Below are 15968 nucleotides of genomic sequence, written 5' to 3' on the forward strand. Positions count from 1 at the left end.
GCTATGCTCCCCGGTCTGCCGGGTTTAGCTTGACCGAATCGAACGGAACAGGAGCATTCGGGGGCTCGCATGGATTTTCGAGATAGCGCACAAGGTATTGGCGACGTGGCAACCGTGATGGAAGATTTGGTGGAAACGCAAGCGATGGAGCAGGCGCCCAAGCCCGTTCCGGCGAAGGAGGCGATTTCATCGTCCAAGATATTGGACCGGCGCTTCGATGTTGTGACCGATCCGTCGCGAGACGCGCTGCTGACCGAATTCGGCAAGGATACGCTCAAGGACCGCTATCTGCTGCCCGACGAAAGCTATCAGGATCTCTTCGCCCGTGTCGCGGCCGCCTATGCCGACGACCAGGACCATGCCCAACGCGTCTATGACTATATCTCGCGCCTGTGGTTCATGCCCGCGACGCCCGTGCTGTCGAACGGTGGCACCGGACGCGGCCTGCCCATCAGTTGCTACCTCAATTCAGTGGACGACAGCCTGGAAGGCATCGTCAACACCTGGAACGAGAATGTCTGGCTGGCCTCGCGGGGCGGCGGCATCGGCACCTATTGGGGCAGCGTGCGCGGCATCGGCGAGCCGGTCGGCCTTAACGGCAAGACCAGCGGTATCATCCCCTTCGTCCGGGTGATGGACAGCTTGACGCTCGCCATTTCGCAGGGTTCGCTGCGCCGTGGGTCCGCAGCCTGCTATCTCGACGTTTCCCATCCTGAGATCGAGGAGTTCCTCGAAATCCGCAAGCCCAGCGGCGACTTCAACCGCAAGGCGCTCAACCTCCATCATGGCGTGCTGCTGACCGACGAGTTCATGGAAGCGGTGCGCGACGGCGCGGAGTTCAATCTCAAATCGCCCAAAGACGGTTCGGTCCGGGGCAAGGTGGACGCCCGCGCCCTGTTTCAGAAGCTGGTCGAAACCCGCCTTGCGACCGGCGAACCCTATATCGTCTTTTCCGACACGGTGAACGGGACGATGCCCAAGCATCATCGCGATCTGGGCCTCAAGGTCTCCACCTCCAACCTGTGTTCGGAAATCACCTTGCCGACGGGTCGCGACCATCTCGGCAATGACCGCACGGCGGTCTGCTGTCTTTCTTCCCTCAATCTCGAAACATGGGATGAGTGGAAGGAAGACAGGCAATTTATCGAGGATGTCATGCGCTTCCTCGACAATGTGCTGCAGGACTATATCGACCGTGCGCCGGACGAGATGGCCCGCGCCAAATATAGTGCGTCGCGCGAACGTTCGGTGGGGCTGGGCGTCATGGGCTTCCACAGCTTCCTGCAGGCCCGCAATCTGCCCTTCGAAGGCGCGATGGCGAAATCATGGAACCTTCGCATCTTCAAGCATATCAACGAGAAGGTGAACGAAGCCTCGATGCAACTCGCGGTCGAGCGCGGTCCGTGCCCGGATGCCGCCGACATGGGCGTGATGGAGCGCTTCTCCTGCAAGATGGCGATCGCGCCCACCGCGTCGATCAGCATCATCTGCGGCGGCACGTCGGCCTGCATCGAGCCGATCCCAGCGAACATCTACACCCACAAAACGCTGTCCGGCAGCTTCGTGGTCAAGAACCCGTATCTGGAAAAGATATTGCAGGAGAAATCGAAGGACAGCACGAATGTCTGGAATACGATCCTCGAACGCGGCGGATCGGTCCAGCATCTCGACTTCCTCTCCCAGGAGGAAAAGGACACGTTCAAGACCAGCTTCGAGATCGACCAGCGCTGGCTGCTCGAACTCGCCGCCGACCGCACACCCTATATCGATCAGGCGCAGTCGCTGAACCTGTTCATCCCGGCCGACGTGGAAAAGTGGGATCTGCTGATGCTCCATTTCCGCGCGTGGGAACTGGGCATCAAGTCGCTTTATTATCTCCGTTCCAAATCCGTGCAGCGCGCCGGTTTCGCGGGTGGGGTGGAAGCGGACAACACCATCGACGCGCCGAAATTCGAACTGGCCGGCGGGAGCACTGACTATGACGAGTGCCTTGCCTGCCAGTAAGACGCATCCCGCAGCCCTCTTCCCTTGGGAAGAGGGTGGGGAGAGGGAGTTGTCCCTTCATGGCAAGCGTCTATTCCGTCGTTTCGAACAGGTCCGCCGCATTGGCCGCCGTCGCGGACAGGCGCACGGTGTCGCCTTCGACTTCGGCAATCAGCCCACCGTCGAAATAATGATGCTTCGCCCCTTTGCCGTCCGGCCCCTGCGGGCTATCGGCCTTGGTCAGCTTGATCCGGTTGCCGTCGACATGATCGACGGTGCCCAGATGCACGCCGTCCGCGCCGACGATATTCATATGTTCCTTTATTTGGGACAGATCGGCCATCGCCATTCTCCTTGGTTGGTCCGGTCCCAACGCATGAAACGCCATCCGGTCGCAGGCTCTGCCCGCCGCCCGTCCCACAGTTCGCTCTTTAAGGCCCAAGGATAACAGCCATGCCTCTTCTTCAAGCCAGCAAGGTCTACAAGCCCTTCGAATATCCCTGGGCCTATGAGTTCTGGAAGCGCCAGCAGCAGCTGCATTGGTTGCCGGAGGAAGTGCCGCTGGGTGAGGATTGCCGCGACTGGGCGCAGAAGCTTTCCGACCATGAACGCAACCTGCTGACGCAGATCTTCCGCTTTTTTACTCAGGCGGACGTGGAAGTGCAGGATTGCTACCACGAAAAATATGGCCGCGTGTTCAAGCCGACCGAAGTCAAGATGATGCTGACCGCGTTCAGTAATATGGAGACGGTCCACATCGCCGCCTACAGCCATCTGCTTGACACCATCGGCATGCCCGAAAGCGAATATAGCGCCTTCATGCAATATAAGGAAATGAAGGACAAACACGATTATCTGCAGCAGTTTGGGGTCGACAGCGACGAGGATATTGCCCGCACACTGGCTATGTTCGGCGGCTTTACCGAAGGGTTGCAGCTTTTCGCGAGCTTCGCGATGCTGATGAACTTCCCGCGCTTCAACAAGATGAAGGGCATGGGACAGATCGTCACTTGGTCCGTCCGCGACGAGACGCTGCACTGCGAAGGCATCATCAAGCTGTTCCATACCTTCGTGAAGGAACGCGACTGCCTGACCCCCTCGGTTAAGGACGACATCGTCGATATGTGCCACAAGACGGTGCGGATCGAGGATGCGTTTATCGACCTGGTATTCGAAATGGGGCCGGTGCCGGGCATGACGCCCAAGGACATCAAGCGTTACGTCCGTTACATTGCCGACTGGCGGCTGGGGCAGTTGGGTTTGAAGCCCATCTATATGATCGACGAGCATCCGCTGCCGTGGCTGACCCCGCTGCTCAACGGCGTGGAGCACGCGAACTTCTTCGAAACCCGCGCGACCGAATATTCGAAGGGCGCGACCCGCGGCCAGTGGACCGAAGTATGGGACGCCTTCGACCGCCGCAAGAAGCTCAAGGGCAGCGACCCCGCCAACAGCGACGAGGCAAGCGACCCGGATATGTTCAAGGCGGCGGGCATCGCGGCGGAGTAAAACGGCAAATGCAAGGGCGGTCCGATGGCAGAGCCACCCTTGGCTTTTTCGAGCATTGCACTTTCCCAGGTGGTGGCTGGTTTCCGCTAGGAACGGGCCTTCGCCTCAGGGTTATTCGCCGGATCTCGCGCGATTGATGCCGCCCGATGTCTGCACAGTGATTATCCGATTATCCTGATGCTTGGCTGAACGATCTGTTTTATTCCGTTCATGCAACATTTCCCCTGAGCGCGGGTTCTATGGCCAGAACCGAGTTGAGAAGGGAAGGATATCCCATGAAAATGCATTTCAAACAGCTGCTTGCCGCTTTTTCGCTGGGCGCGATGACGTTGATCGGTGTGGCCGTAACCCCGGCCCATGCCGATCCGCCGCGCTGGTCGAGCCATGATAAGGGACACCGTGACAACTGGAAGGGCAACCGGCACGACAATGGTCGCCACCAAGGCTGGCGGCGTCCAGGCAAGAGCGTCTACAATTATGATTGGAACCGACCCGACCCGCGCTATGGCAAGCGTTATCGGCCGGATCGTTATTATCGCGGCGGCTATCAGCCCATTCGCGTGACGCGCAACACGCGTATTTATCGCGGTTATGACGACCGCTATTATTGCCGCCGTTCTGATGGCACCACGGGCCTGATCGTCGGCGCGGCTTTGGGCGGCCTGCTCGGTAGCCAGCTGGATCGCGGCTATTCCAACACGGCGGGCATCTTGATCGGTGGCGGCGCTGGCGCGCTGCTGGGTCGGGAAATCGACCGCGGCAATCTGAACTGCCGCTAGGGCATCCTGCGGAAAATCGGGGACCGGTTTCCGCTGAAGCGATGCGACAGCAAAGAAGGAGCGCGCGCGACCTGCAGTCGATTTAACGCAGCGCGCTCCAGCTAGGGCGAAGGGCGGGGACATGGCCGCCGCCCTTCGCCGCGCCTCACATGAAAAGATAATCCGCTAGCGCCTCGACCGCAGGGGTTTCTGTTGCGCTGGCGCTGATCGCCTGTCGTATCTCGATGGCAGGCAGAGGGGCCTCCAGCGCCAGCCTTTTGATCCCGTCGATCCGTCCCATGTCGCGCGCCATAGGGCCGAAGGCCGGGAACCAGCCCATGCCCTTCCGCAATGCCGTCATGATATCGAACAGATTGTCCGACTCCAGCGCGGGTGGCCCCGGCGTGATGCCGCCATGCCGCAGGGCATCCTCCGTTATCGCGCGCAGCCCGTTGCCCGGCTCCATCGTTAGCATAGGCGCGGCCTCGACCTCCCAGAACGACACGATTTCCTGCTGCGCCAGCGGATGCGCGCTGCCCGCATAGAGGCTGAGCGGCTCCGACCAGCCATAGCGTGAGTGCAGTCCAGCTGGTTCCCCCAGCGCATAGAAATAGGCGATGTCGACCTTTCCCCGGTCCAAGGCCTCGCGCGCTTGCTCCGCAAGCAGGATATGTAGGTCCAGCGTGATTGCCACATCGTCATTGGCTTCTTCGAACGCGGCCAGCGCCTCCTGGAAATGCCCGAAGACAGGCGGCGGTGCGCCTAGCGTGATCAGCTTGCGTGTCGCCTCGGCAGGCGACGGCGAGGTCGGTTGGGCCGGCGGTTCAGTCCCCATGATCGCCTGTTCCGGATTGTGCTGCCCCAGCAATGTCATGGCCTGCGCCGTCTGATGTCCGGCGCGCGTCAGTCGCGCCGCGCCATGCAGGTCGTCGAACAATCTGTAGCCAAGCCGCATTTCCAGCGCGGCGATATTGCGCGCGATCTCATCGATGCCGATGCCCAGATCGCTGGCGCAGCGCGCAATGCTGCCCGCCGCCACCATCTGCGCGAAAAGGTCAAGTTGGCGCAGGGAAGGCTTGGCCATGAACCGGGTGATAGAGCAAAGCATGTCCCGGGTTAAGCATGAACTTGGCCATGAACTTCGATGCGATATTGACGAAGCCCATAAAATGATGGCAGGGCGCTTTTCCTGACGGGCGGGTATAGCTCAATGGTAGAGCACTAGCCTTCCAAGCTTGTGATGCGGGTTCGATCCCCGCTACCCGCTCCAGTATTACATTGCCCCGTTCAGGTGGCCGCCGATGCCAGCCAGGTGTGCATAGTCGCGATATCTTCGCGATCCGCAGGAGGATGGTGCACGGTGCTGCTTTGCCACCCTGTTGCCCGCGTGCTGCTATGCTGTCGCGGCTTTCGGGCCGGATATCCGAAAGCCGCGAAAAAGCGTCAGGCCCTGGCTGCGACGATGATGATTTCCACCTTATATTCCGGGGCGGCGAGCTTTACTTCGCCGGTGGCGCGGGCGGGCGCGGGGTGTCCCGCGATCCATGCATCCCACACGCCGTTCATTTCGGCGAAGTCGGCCATGTCCGCCAGCCAGATCGTCGCGGTCAAGAGGTGATCCCTGGAACTGCCGGTTTCCTTCAAAAGTTGGTCCACCTGTGCCAGCACGGCGGTGGTCTGCGCGGTGACGCTTTCGCCCGGCGCACCCACCTGCCCGGCTAGATGGACGGTGTTGCCATGCACGACGGCCTGACTCATGCGTGGACCGCATTCGATCCGTTGGATAGTCATGTCTTACATCTCCTTGATGTTGCCGCTGGCGCATGGCGCGCGAAAGGCGTGTCGATAATCCGCCGCCCATTGTCCAATCACGCGCTTCCTGTCCAGTGCCGCCAGCGCTTTTCGCGATGCGTCAGGATTCGGGAAATACCTAGCCCAGGGTTACGGCTCTGCTTTTATGGATGGCCCGGCGCAAGGTCGGGATGCGCGGCCTTGATGGCTGGATGTTTGCGGGCATGGCTCACGGCTGCCATCAGGGCGGGATAGGCCTTGAGGGGCACTGCGAAGCGTTCCGCCGAATAAACCTGAGGGACGAGATGGCAGTCGGCCATGGTGAGGCTGTCGCCAAAAGCGTAGAGGCCGCCATGACGGACGACCATCTCCTCCAGCGCGACAAAGCCGTCCGCGATCCACCGGCCGGTCCATGCCTTTCGCGCATTTCCATCTGCGCCGAGATCGTCCCTTAGCGCGTTCAGCACCCGCGCATTGTTGAGCGGATGGATATCACAGGCCACCGTCATCGCCATGGCGCGCACGATCGCGCGGTCATCGGCCTCTCGCGGGAGCAGAGGAGGATCGGGATAGCGTTCTTCCAGCCATTCTATGATGGCGCTGCTCTGCATGAATATTCGACCGTCTGCCTCCAGTGTGGGCACCAGGCCTTGCGGGTTGAGCGCCCGATAATTGGCGGCGTGCTGTTCGCCGCTCAGCAGATTGACGGGCACCTGCCGATAATCCAGTCCCTTGACGTTCAGGGCAATGCGCGTGCGATAGCTGGTTCCAGACCGCCAATAGCCATGCAATATGAGGTCCATCATATCACAACTCCCATTGTGGGGACGGTGCGATGCGGGCACGGCATTCGCCAAAGCCGATCCGCACGAAGCCTGATGCCTCTGCAAAGGCGGTGATGACGATTTCGTCTCCATCCTCCAGGAAGGTGCGGCTTTCTCCATTGGGCAGGCGGATGGGCACTTTGCCGCCCCTGGTGAGTTCGAGCAGGCTGCCCTTGCTCTCATCTGTCGCACCCGACAGCGTACCCGTGCCCAGCAGGTCGCCGGTGGAGAGATTGCAGCCATTGACGCTGTGATGGGTGAAAAGCTGGGCAACGGTCCAATACATGGCCGTCATCGAACCTTGGCTGAGGCGATGGAGCGGCTGCCCGTCGGCCTGCATCCGCGCAGTGGACAGATAGACTTCCATCGTCACGTTCAATGCTCCGTTCTGCTGGTCGTCGGAGTCGAACAAATAGGGAAGCGGCGCAGGGTCGCTTTCCGGCCGCGCGGGCTGGGCAATGCGATAAGGCCCCAGCGCATCCATGGTGACGATCCAGGGCGACACGCTGCTGTGAAAACTCTTGGCGAGGAAGGGGCCGAGCGGCTGATATTCCCATGCCTGTATATCCCGCGCCGACCAGTCGTTCAGGATGGAAAGCCCGGCCATATGATCCGCCGCCTGCTTAATCGGGATGGGATGGCCCAGCGCATTGCCGCGCCCGACCCAGATCGCCATTTCCAGTTCGTGATCCAGCCTTTTGCAAGGGCCGAACAAGGGCGTCTCCGCTCCCGGCGGCATGGTCTGCCCATTGGGACGAACGACATCCTCGCCTGAAAGCCGAACGGAAGATGCGCGGCCATGATAGCCGATAGGAACATATTTATAGTTGGGTAGCAGTGGATTGTCGGGCCGGAACAGCTTCCCAACGTTCACGGCATGATGGATGCCGGCATAAAAATCCGTATAGTCGCCGATATGAACGGGCAGGTGCAGCTTGCACTGATCCACGGGATAAAGCGCTGGACGAGCGGATTTTTCTGCGGCCGGATCGGTCAGCAGACGGAACAGGCCATGGCGCAGCGCGCGCAATGCATCCTTGCCTGCGGCCAACAGATTGTTGAGGGTGGAACTGTCCGCCAGCCGCGCCGCGTCGCCTGCGTCTTGCGGCAGGAGGGGAGCGACCGCCCCTAGGTCGAGAATTTTCGTGCCGATCGCGACACCGCCGCGCGGCCTTTCTGATGATGGCGAGAATAATCCCAAGGGGAGATTCTGGACCGGAAAATCGCTATGTCCGTTCGCGCTCTCAACCCAGCTTCGGGCGGCAGGATCGTGCGTGAAATCGACCCGGGCCATCAAATCTCATCCTCCTTGTGCAGCCAGTCCGCATGGCGGGGCGCTTTCTTGGTTTGTGCCCATTCCTCCAGCATCAACGGCGCGAGGCGCGTTAGTTCGGCATATTGTTCCTGCGTCCCGATATTGCAGGCCAGTTCGATGCGATGACCGCTCGGATCGAAGAAATAGATGGATTTGAAAATGCCGTGATAGGTGGGGCCGAGCACTTCGACGCCCTCTCCCTCGATATGCGCCTTGGCGGCGTGCAGGGCATCCATGTCGGGCACTTCGAAGGCAAGATGCTGGACCCAGGCCGGCGTATTGGGATCACGCCCCATTTCGGGCTGATTAGGCAGTTCGAAAAAGGCCAGTATATTGCCGCCCCCGCAATTCAGGAACACATGCATATAGGGGTCATAAGTTCCGGTCGAAGGCACATGATCCTCGGCAAAGGCCGTGGTGTAGGTCATGCCCAACACCCGCTGATACCATTCCACCGTCTCTTTCGCATCACGGCAGCGATAAGCGACATGATGGATGCGGCTGATCCTGAATGGAGGCATGATCCTCTCCTGGCTGCTGCGCGCTCCGCCGTCCTTGCGACCGACAAACTGGTATCAGTTGGCACTATTTTACGCTTTGCGAAATATAGTGTCAACTGATACCAGTTTGCAATGTCCCGAAAGACGCTGCGGCTCGATCAGTTTCTGCCCTATCGCCTGTCGGTCGCGGCCAATCGCGTTAGCAACGCGATTGCCAGCGCCTATGACAGGCTTTTCGCGCTAAGCATCCCGGAATGGCGTTTGATTGCCGTTCTGGCGGAAAGCGAAGAGGCCACGCAGAATGAGATCGGCCAGAAAACCGTCATGGACAAGGTGACAGTCAGCCGCGCCGCCATTTCCCTGACGAAACGGGGATTGATCGAGCGCTCGCCAAATCCTCGCGATGGGCGGTCCCATATGCTTTTCCTGACCGGGGAGGGACGCGATCTCTATCGCCAGATTGCTCCCAAAGCCCTTGAACTGGAGCAATATGTATTCTCTTCCCTGTCCGGCGATGATCTTGCGCGGTTATGCGATATTCTGGATCATGTGGGGCGCAAGGCCGATGAATTGTCCGGCTGAGGGATTGAATCCCGTCGGCATGCCGCACAGCGGACGGAAATAACAGGGACAAGAAAGATCATGGATCTGCGTAGAGATATGGACCGGGGCTTTTCGGCTGGCTATGCGGAGGAGGCATCAATCGCACATGAAAGGAATCGTAATGAATAACAGCGATCTGGCCGACAGCATTGCAGCCGCAAATGGCTTGTCGAAAGCGGATGCGCGCAAGGTTGTCGACGGCGTGTTCGCCGCGATCGCCGACGCGGCGGCCAAGGGAGAGGAAGTATCGCTCAATGGCTTCGGCAAGTTCAAAGTGAAGGATACGCCTGCTCGTGAAGGACGCAATCCTGCGACCGGCGCCACCATTCAGATCGCCGCTTCCAAGAAGCTCGCCTTCGCACCGGCCAAGGCCGTGAAGGACAAGCTGAACGGCTGATCCGGTAAATGAATTTCGACGATCAGCTCTACCGTTATTTCGGGAGCACTGGACTGGACGGTCTGGCACCTGAAGTCATTGCGGCTGGCGTCGAGAAAATGCGCGTCGACTTCGGACTGGAAACAGACCGAAGTCGACGTTTCGCTCTTTGGTCGCTGTTGTTCCTGCTTGGGGATGCGCCGGACATCGACGTGGCGTTTGCGGATTTCGCCGATCGCGATGCCGCGCGCAATTTCATGGAATTGATCGAGAAGGCGGATTGAAATCGCCGCTTGCCGGTACTTTTTTAGCCATATTGGGGTGAGATGCCACACCCGATAATAGATGCATCAACAGCATTGATTTACTTCTGCTGAAGAAAACTCCAATAAATGGCATTATCCGATTCGATAGAGAAGGCGGCATATTATGACTGACAGCGTTCATCCAGATCTCAACATGCTGGCGGTTCAACTTCTGAGCGCTTATGTTGCCAACAATATAGTTCCCCGAGAAGATTTGGTGGAACTTATCCGTTCGACGCGAGCGGCATTGGATGAGCCGGTGAGGGAGGCCCCCGCTCCGGTCGAAGAGGCGCCTGTCGCCGCTGTCTCTGTCCGCAAGAGTCTCGCTTCCGCCGATCATATTCTTAGTATGATTGATGGAAAACCATATAAGACATTGAAGCGTCATCTTGCGACCCATGGTATGACCCCCGATGAATATAGGGAAAAATTTGGCTTGCCCAAAACCTATCCCATGGTCGCGCCAAGCTATTCGGAACGTCGACGGGCGGTTGCCAAGGAAGTGGGTCTGGGCCGGAAGCGGTCCGAAGGGACTGTGCAACACATTCCGGTGAATGAAGCTCCGAAAGAAAAGGAAAAAGCCGCAACTGCCAGGAAGGCTGCTCCGCGCAAGCCGCGCGCCGCTGCCGCTGACAGCGCCGCTTCGGTTGCAACGGCGCCCAAGGCGAGTATATCGGCTGACAGGAAGGCGAAAGGCAGGAAGGCCACGACGCCAAGGGCCAAATCGGTTGGAAAATCCATCGAACGCAAGGCTGAATAGCTTTTACGCGCGAAGCGGGGAATGAAGCGGGTCGCTCCATTCCCCAAATTTTGCGGGTCTCCAAAAAATTTTCGGTGGCGAGCTTCGATGAACGGCGTCATGAAACCTTCGCGCCTCCGATAGAGGTCGTGCGAGGTGATGGAGGATTTTGGAGAGATGGCGGGAGCCGCATTCATTACTGGAGCAACGGCGGGGATCGGAGCCGCTTCGGCGCGGCGTTTCGTCGATGCAGGCTGGAAGGTGATTGTCACAGGCCGCCGCGCAGAACGCCTCGCGGCATTGGTGGAGCAGCTTGGGGCGGACAAGGTTCATGCGGTCAGCTTCGACATGCGCGATGATGCCGCGATTGATCATGCCATTGCAACTTTGCCGCCTGCCTTTGCCGACATTGACTTGCTCATCAACAATGCCGGTCTGGCATTGGGAACCGCGCCAGCCCAAAGCGCCGATCTTGCCCAATGGCGGCAGATGATCGACACTAATGTGACGGGACTGGTGACCATCACGCACAAATTGCTGCCAACCCTCATTGCGCGCAAGGGTGGGATCATCAACCTGAGTTCAGTCGCCGCGACCTATCCTTATGCCGGCGGGAACGTCTATGGTGGGACTAAGGCATTTGTCCATCAATTCAGCCTGGGCCTTCGCTCCGATCTGCATGGTACGGGCGTCCGCGTGACATCCATCGAGCCGGGCATGGTGGAAACCGAATTCACCCTGATCCGTACTGGAAGCAAGGTGGCGTCCGACAGTCTGTATCAGGGTGCCGCACCCATGACGGCAGAGGATATAGCCGAAACGCTTTTTTGGGTCGCAACACAGCCCGCACATCTCAATTTCAACACTATCGAACTCATGCCTGTCAGCCAGTCCTTTGGCGGTTTTCAGGTCGCGCGTGATAGCTGAAAAGCCTACCCGGAATGGGGCCGATTGGCGCCGTTCCGGGCAGGCTATGATGAGCTAGCTTCTGTATTTCCTGCTGATCTTGGTGGCTTTGTTGGCCGCTTCGGCAAGTTCCGCCGCCTCAATGCCATAAATAGCGGCGGCTGCTTGAAGTAGAGAGGCAGAATAGCAAGATTGACCCTGAGAGCCTGAACGAGATTTATCGTGCATAATACATCCTTTCACGGCGATAATTATCTAACCGGAATGATGTGAATGGTGGGCTGCGAAGATATCGCCCAAATGGCTTGCGCTACATGTGCACATCATCGCAGCCGAACGATTTGGATAGTGCCCAAAGGGGCAGCTTCTCTATCTGTTTGTCATGGTATCGCGCATCATATCATCCCCAGTCTGTGGTGGGGGAACACGACACTGGCGTTATCGCCCTGGCATCGTGCGCTTTAGCCGTTAGTAACGCGGAGCAAGCTGCATCCCGATCAAAAGCCGCGGGTCGAATGCCGATGTTTCCATCCGGCGCGATGACCATCCGCGCCGCTTGAGCAATCTCTACCTAATCAATAGATTGAAAGGAGCAAATCAACTTATACTTGCGGAGGCTATAGCTGTCCTGTGGCGCCCCGCGGTTTGGAGGCGGTGTCAGGGGCGATAGTCCCAGCGCTGCAACTGAATCTCGCCATCAGCAGTGATCACCAGTTCGCCCAGGGCACCCGTCCGCAATTTCAAGGAAGCCAGAGGAAGATTAAGGGCCAATAATGCAAAGCGCGCCGCGCCGTTGCTGGTCACAAGGATGTCCGTGCCTTCCTCACCGTTGGCGAGATAGGCTCGCCAGGCCGCGAGGCGGGTTTCGGCATCGACCCGCCAGCCCGGAGGAGCGATGGCCTGTTCGTCCCAGGCCGCGATGGCCTCCGCGCCGACCCGCGCCCATACCTCCTGTTCTGGAAGTCCTTCGTCTGGGCCATGGTCAATCTCATTGAGCCAGGGCAGGACACCGTCGATTGTCTTAACCAAGGCTGCGCCGATCCTTTCCGCCGTTTCCCTTGCGCGCAGAAGTGGCCCGGAAAAAATATGCCGGACAGAAAAATCCTGCTCCGCAAACCATGCGCCCACGCGATCGGCCTGTATTTGGCCGCTGGTCACAAGAGGAATGTCCGTTGCAGCGCCGATGCGGCGTGGCTGTGCATCGCTTTCGAAGGTGTTCCCATGCCGGATGATGAAAATGCGGCGTGTCATGGGCGCGAGATTAAGGCAGGAGAGGCGTCGGATCGCCATGCATAGCGATCAGCGCCTCCACACGGGCGATGTCCTCTTCCGTATCGATGCCCGAACTGTCGAAAAGGGGCGGCGGCACAGGAATGGTCGTGACGGGGATTCCCAATTCCAGCAGCCGTAATTGCTCCAGTCCCTCCAGCGTTTCCAATGCCGTCGGCGCCGTCCGCTCAAAGAGTTGTAGCGCCTCGATTGAATAGCCATAGAGGCCGACATGGCGCCAGATCGGAGAGAGCGGTTCCGTCCGGCGCAAGGCCGCTTCATCGCGAATGGCGGGAATGATCGCCTTGGAAAACCAGAGCGCGCGGCCATCCGAAGCGCGCGCGCAGGTGGTGCCGCTGAACGGAGATCGCATCTTGTGATCCCGCAGCGAATCGAGCGCTGCCCAATCGAGCGCGATCACTGGCGTTGCGACCCGAGCGCCTTCCCGCAGTGAGGAGATGACGGCTGCCAGTGCGCCTTCAGGCTGAAAAGGGGAATCGCCCTGTAGATTGACGATCAACTGGGGTGACGCTGGTCGGGCGATAGCCGCCGCAAGAGCGCGTCCGGACCCTGTGGCGATGGCGCTGTCCGTCATCACGGCTTCGCAGCCCGCTGCCCGGGCGTGATCGGCGATCTCGCCATCGTCCGTCGCTACCACGAGTTCCATGTCGGGCAGGCCCCGAATGGCATTGCGCGCCATGGCGATGGTACGATGCAGCAATGTGCGCCCCGCGATCATGTGCAGAGGCTTGCGTGGAAGGCGGGACGATCCTGCCCGCGCTGGAATGACGATCAATATGTTCAGGCAACCCCGGCTTCGAGCAGATCGTGCATATGGACTGCGCCTATCAAACGTTCATCTTCGCAGACGAAGAAGAGCATGACGCTGCTGTCGTGCATCCGGCGCAGGGCTTCCGATGCCAGTTCATCCGGTCCGACGGAAAGCGGCGTGACCGTCATGAACTGTCCTATGGATTCTGTCAGATTCTGCTTGGCAGTCAGCGTCCGGCGCAGGTCGCCATCGGTAAAGGCGCCAATCAGCCGTTCGTGGTTGTCGACGATTGCGGTGCCGCCCAACCTTCCTCGCGTCATTTCGATCGTGGCTTCCAGAAGCGTGGCGTCTCCCCGGACTTTGGGGATGTCGTCGCCCGAGGCCATCAATTCGCGCACTTTGACAAGTTGCGCGCCCAAGCGGCCATTGGGATGGAATTTATGAAAATCATCGGCGGAAAAGCCGCGCATTTCCATGAGCGAAACAGCGAGTGCATCGCCAAATGCCATCTGGACCGTAGTCGATGTGGTAGGGGCCAGCGAATTAGGGCAGGCTTCCTGGACGGGAGGCATCAGGATGCTAATGTCCGCTGCCTGCGCGATCGTGCTGTTGGACTGGGCTGTCATGGCGGCGAGGGGAATGGCAAAACGCTTGCAATATTGGATGATCGGACCGAGTTCGGTGGATTCGCCCGAATGCGAGAGCATCAGCACCAGATCCGCCGGGGTGACCATGCCCAGATCGCCATGACCGGCATCGGCGGGGTGCAGGAAAATCGCGGGCGTGCCCGTGGAGGTCAGCGTGGCCGTCATCTTCCGCGCCACTATGCCGCTTTTGCCTATACCGGTGACGATCAACCGGCCACGCACATTCATGATAAGGCCGATGAGCCGAAGAAATGCGCCGGCAAAGTCGCGTTCCGCAAACTGCGCTTCCAGCGCATTGAGCCCGCTGGCGGCGACGGCAAGACTGCGACAGGCGGTTTCAACGATGTGGCCACCTGATTTGAATGGCACAATATTGGATACTGTAGACACGCATTCGCCCTTTTTCGCGTAACGTCCCGGCCCCATCCGGTTGACGAACACGCCGACGACCACCTTTAGGCGGATCGCCTGTTATCTTGTTCTGGGCCGGATCTCATTTTATCCGGATGGGATATGACTTACGATATTTTTGTGACTTGTTGCAATCTATTATGCTGTTGAGAAATATCGCCGTTCTGGATCATGCAGCGTTAGAATACGGTCAAATGCCGTAAATGCACGATTGATCGAGGAACTTTTTGCTTGATTGAGCGTGCAGCTTATTATCCGATAGCGTGATAATCGCGATACCAGGACACGAATCGCGGCACACCCACTTCGATCCCGGTGGTTGGCGCGAAGCCCACGTCACGCGCAATCGCGCTGATATCGGCGTAGGTGGCGGGCACGTCGCCGGGCTGCATGGGTTGGAAATCCATTTCCGCCTTTCGTCCGCAGGCATCCTCCAGCACGGCGATCAGGTGCATCAATTCTTCCGGCCGATTATTGCCGATATTGTACAGACGGTGGGGAGTCCGGCTGCCACCCGCCTTTACAGCGCCGTCGTCGGGGGGCGCATTGTCGAGACAGGCTATGACGCCGGCGACGATATCGTCGATATAGGTGAAGTCGCGCTGCATCCTGCCATGGTTGAAAACGGGAATCGGCTCACCGGCCAGGATCTTTGAGGTGAAGATCCACATGGCCATGTCGGGCCTGCCCCACGGGCCGTAGACTGTGAAGAACCGCAGTCCGGTCATCGGCACCCGGAAAAGATGGGCATAGGTTTCGCTCATCAGTTCGTCGGCGCGCTTGGTGGCGGCATAGAGCGATACGGGATGATCGGCGCGATCCTCCACTCGGAACGGCAATGTGTCATTGCCGCCATAGACGGATGAGGACGATGCATAGACCAGATGGCGCACGCGCCGTTCCCGCGCCAGTTCCAGCATGTTGACATGCCCCGTCAGATTGGAACGCACATAGGCGTGCGGATTGACGAGCGAATAGCGAACACCCGCCTGCGCGCCCAAATGGACGATCGCCTCCACTGGATGATCGGCCAGGGCGCCTTGCAGGGCGGGCATGTCGGCAAAATCCAGTTCGGCAAAGGTGAATAGCTTGCCATGACGTTCGGAAAGGGCTGCTATGCGATCCTGTTTGAGTGATACCGCATAATAATCGTTCATATTATCGATGCCGATTACCGCGCGTCCGTCTTCCAGCAGACGGTCGGCGACCTGCATGCCGATAAAGCCGGCCACGCCGGTGACAAGAATGGTCATGCGGATA

18 protein-coding genes and 1 tRNA gene are annotated in these 15968 nt (G+C 59.2%); 9 read left to right on the forward strand and 10 right to left on the reverse strand.

Annotated features, from left to right (window positions below; all coding sequences use genetic code 11):
• The first annotated feature begins 69 nt into the window (after nt 1–69).
• On the forward strand, nt 70–2004 hold the full coding sequence (locus tag ATN00_RS06415) for a ribonucleoside-diphosphate reductase subunit alpha (RefSeq protein WP_156415233.1): 1935 nt from the start codon (nt 70–72) through the stop codon (nt 2002–2004).
• A 70-nt stretch (nt 2005–2074) separates the two neighbouring features.
• Here the strand turns inward: ATN00_RS06415 and ATN00_RS06420 are convergent, their stop codons facing one another.
• On the reverse strand, nt 2075–2326 hold the full coding sequence (locus ATN00_RS06420) for a DUF2171 domain-containing protein (protein ID WP_062063320.1): 252 nt from the start codon (nt 2324–2326) through the stop codon (nt 2075–2077).
• A 110-nt stretch (nt 2327–2436) separates the two neighbouring features.
• Here ATN00_RS06420 and ATN00_RS06425 point away from each other — a divergent pair, with 110 nt between their 5' ends.
• Together ATN00_RS06425 and ATN00_RS06430 are read left to right on the forward strand one after the other, a co-directional pair.
• Nucleotides 2437–3492 carry a ribonucleotide-diphosphate reductase subunit beta gene (locus tag ATN00_RS06425; protein WP_062063322.1) on the forward strand — a complete coding sequence of 352 codons (1056 nt, stop codon included), beginning with the start codon at nt 2437–2439 and terminating at the stop codon, nt 3490–3492.
• 275 nt (nt 3493–3767) lie between these two features.
• Nucleotides 3768–4271, forward strand: coding sequence for a glycine zipper 2TM domain-containing protein (locus tag ATN00_RS06430; RefSeq protein WP_062063324.1), 504 nt, complete (start codon nt 3768–3770; stop codon nt 4269–4271).
• A gap of 145 nt (nt 4272–4416) precedes the next feature.
• Here the strand turns inward: ATN00_RS06430 and ATN00_RS06435 are convergent, their stop codons facing one another.
• Nucleotides 4417–5334, reverse strand: a complete 918-nt coding sequence (locus ATN00_RS06435; protein WP_062063326.1) for a LysR family transcriptional regulator — start codon at nt 5332–5334, stop codon at nt 4417–4419.
• A gap of 112 nt (nt 5335–5446) precedes the next feature.
• On the opposite strand from ATN00_RS06435, the gene ATN00_RS06440 reads away from it, so the two are divergent.
• A tRNA-Gly gene (locus ATN00_RS06440) sits at nt 5447–5520 on the forward strand.
• A gap of 173 nt (nt 5521–5693) precedes the next feature.
• On the opposite strand, the gene ATN00_RS06445 is transcribed toward ATN00_RS06440, so the two are convergent.
• The 4 genes from ATN00_RS06445 to ATN00_RS06460 form a co-directional block, all read right to left on the reverse strand.
• Nucleotides 5694–6041: a RidA family protein gene (locus tag ATN00_RS06445; RefSeq protein WP_062063328.1), complete on the reverse strand. Its 348-nt coding sequence runs from the start codon at nt 6039–6041 to the stop codon at nt 5694–5696.
• Between the two features lie 164 nt (nt 6042–6205).
• Entirely contained in the window at nt 6206–6847 is a 642-nt protein-coding gene (gene maiA, locus ATN00_RS06450; protein ID WP_062063330.1) for a maleylacetoacetate isomerase, read from the reverse strand.
• A 1-nt stretch (nt 6848) separates the two neighbouring features.
• A complete protein-coding gene (gene fahA, locus ATN00_RS06455) occupies nt 6849–8159 on the reverse strand; it encodes a fumarylacetoacetase (protein ID WP_062063332.1) in 1311 nt (436 codons plus the stop codon).
• The gene (locus tag ATN00_RS06460; RefSeq protein WP_062063334.1) at nt 8159–8701 is read right to left on the reverse strand and encodes a VOC family protein; all 543 of its coding nucleotides are present in this window, start codon (nt 8699–8701) and stop codon (nt 8159–8161) included. The genes fahA and ATN00_RS06460 overlap by 1 nt, the downstream gene beginning before the upstream one ends.
• A gap of 111 nt (nt 8702–8812) precedes the next feature.
• On the opposite strand from ATN00_RS06460, the gene ATN00_RS06465 reads away from it, so the two are divergent.
• From ATN00_RS06465 to ATN00_RS06485, 5 genes are all read left to right on the forward strand, one after another.
• Nucleotides 8813–9262: a MarR family winged helix-turn-helix transcriptional regulator gene (locus ATN00_RS06465; RefSeq protein ID WP_062063336.1), complete on the forward strand. Its 450-nt coding sequence runs from the start codon at nt 8813–8815 to the stop codon at nt 9260–9262.
• 142 nt (nt 9263–9404) lie between these two features.
• Entirely contained in the window at nt 9405–9680 is a 276-nt protein-coding gene (locus ATN00_RS06470) for an HU family DNA-binding protein (RefSeq protein WP_062063338.1), read from the forward strand.
• Between the two features lie 8 nt (nt 9681–9688).
• Nucleotides 9689–9943, forward strand: coding sequence for a hypothetical protein (locus ATN00_RS06475; RefSeq protein WP_062063339.1), 255 nt, complete (start codon nt 9689–9691; stop codon nt 9941–9943).
• 145 nt (nt 9944–10088) lie between these two features.
• Entirely contained in the window at nt 10089–10724 is a 636-nt protein-coding gene (locus ATN00_RS06480; protein ID WP_062063341.1) for a Ros/MucR family transcriptional regulator, read from the forward strand.
• Nucleotides 10725–10880: 156 nt separating this feature from the next.
• A complete protein-coding gene (locus ATN00_RS06485; RefSeq protein ID WP_062068479.1) occupies nt 10881–11630 on the forward strand; it encodes an SDR family NAD(P)-dependent oxidoreductase in 750 nt (249 codons plus the stop codon).
• A 636-nt stretch (nt 11631–12266) separates the two neighbouring features.
• Here ATN00_RS06485 and ATN00_RS06490 read toward each other — a convergent pair.
• The 4 genes from ATN00_RS06490 to ATN00_RS06505 form a co-directional block, all read right to left on the reverse strand.
• The gene (locus tag ATN00_RS06490; RefSeq protein ID WP_062063343.1) at nt 12267–12860 is read right to left on the reverse strand and encodes a histidine phosphatase family protein; all 594 of its coding nucleotides are present in this window, start codon (nt 12858–12860) and stop codon (nt 12267–12269) included.
• 10 nt (nt 12861–12870) lie between these two features.
• Nucleotides 12871–13674 (reverse strand): 3-deoxy-manno-octulosonate cytidylyltransferase, encoded by an 804-nt coding sequence (gene kdsB / locus ATN00_RS06495; protein ID WP_231746401.1) that lies wholly within the window; start codon nt 13672–13674, stop codon nt 12871–12873.
• A 5-nt stretch (nt 13675–13679) separates the two neighbouring features.
• Nucleotides 13680–14687, reverse strand: a complete 1008-nt coding sequence (locus tag ATN00_RS06500) for a KpsF/GutQ family sugar-phosphate isomerase (RefSeq protein WP_062068481.1) — start codon at nt 14685–14687, stop codon at nt 13680–13682.
• A gap of 272 nt (nt 14688–14959) precedes the next feature.
• Nucleotides 14960–15961 (reverse strand): NAD-dependent epimerase/dehydratase family protein, encoded by a 1002-nt coding sequence (locus ATN00_RS06505; protein WP_062063345.1) that lies wholly within the window; start codon nt 15959–15961, stop codon nt 14960–14962.
• Nucleotides 15962–15968 lie beyond the last annotated feature (7 nt).

It is taken from the genome of Sphingobium baderi, from assembly GCF_001456115.1.
In the GTDB taxonomy this organism is placed as follows: domain Bacteria; phylum Pseudomonadota; class Alphaproteobacteria; order Sphingomonadales; family Sphingomonadaceae; genus Sphingobium; species Sphingobium baderi_A.

What these genes read in the sequence shown, in the direction of transcription:
- ATN00_RS06415 (WP_156415233.1), top strand. Translation starts at nt 70, where the DNA reads ATGGATTTTCGAGATAGCGCACAAGGTATTGGCGACGTGGCAACCGTG.
- ATN00_RS06420 (WP_062063320.1), bottom strand. Translation starts at nt 2,326, where the DNA reads ATGGCCGATCTGTCCCAAATAAAGGAACATATGAATATCGTCGGCGCG.
- ATN00_RS06425 (WP_062063322.1), top strand. Translation starts at nt 2,437, where the DNA reads ATGCCTCTTCTTCAAGCCAGCAAGGTCTACAAGCCCTTCGAATATCCC.
- ATN00_RS06430 (WP_062063324.1), top strand. Translation starts at nt 3,768, where the DNA reads ATGAAAATGCATTTCAAACAGCTGCTTGCCGCTTTTTCGCTGGGCGCG.
- ATN00_RS06435 (WP_062063326.1), bottom strand. Translation starts at nt 5,334, where the DNA reads ATGGCCAAGCCTTCCCTGCGCCAACTTGACCTTTTCGCGCAGATGGTG.
- ATN00_RS06445 (WP_062063328.1), bottom strand. Translation starts at nt 6,041, where the DNA reads ATGACTATCCAACGGATCGAATGCGGTCCACGCATGAGTCAGGCCGTC.
- maiA (WP_062063330.1), bottom strand. Translation starts at nt 6,847, where the DNA reads ATGATGGACCTCATATTGCATGGCTATTGGCGGTCTGGAACCAGCTAT.
- fahA (WP_062063332.1), bottom strand. Translation starts at nt 8,159, where the DNA reads ATGGCCCGGGTCGATTTCACGCACGATCCTGCCGCCCGAAGCTGGGTT.
- ATN00_RS06460 (WP_062063334.1), bottom strand. Translation starts at nt 8,701, where the DNA reads ATGCCTCCATTCAGGATCAGCCGCATCCATCATGTCGCTTATCGCTGC.
- ATN00_RS06465 (WP_062063336.1), top strand. Translation starts at nt 8,813, where the DNA reads ATGTCCCGAAAGACGCTGCGGCTCGATCAGTTTCTGCCCTATCGCCTG.
- ATN00_RS06470 (WP_062063338.1), top strand. Translation starts at nt 9,405, where the DNA reads ATGAATAACAGCGATCTGGCCGACAGCATTGCAGCCGCAAATGGCTTG.
- ATN00_RS06475 (WP_062063339.1), top strand. Translation starts at nt 9,689, where the DNA reads ATGAATTTCGACGATCAGCTCTACCGTTATTTCGGGAGCACTGGACTG.
- ATN00_RS06480 (WP_062063341.1), top strand. Translation starts at nt 10,089, where the DNA reads ATGACTGACAGCGTTCATCCAGATCTCAACATGCTGGCGGTTCAACTT.
- ATN00_RS06485 (WP_062068479.1), top strand. Translation starts at nt 10,881, where the DNA reads ATGGCGGGAGCCGCATTCATTACTGGAGCAACGGCGGGGATCGGAGCC.
- ATN00_RS06490 (WP_062063343.1), bottom strand. Translation starts at nt 12,860, where the DNA reads ATGACACGCCGCATTTTCATCATCCGGCATGGGAACACCTTCGAAAGC.
- ATN00_RS06505 (WP_062063345.1), bottom strand. Translation starts at nt 15,961, where the DNA reads ATGACCATTCTTGTCACCGGCGTGGCCGGCTTTATCGGCATGCAGGTC.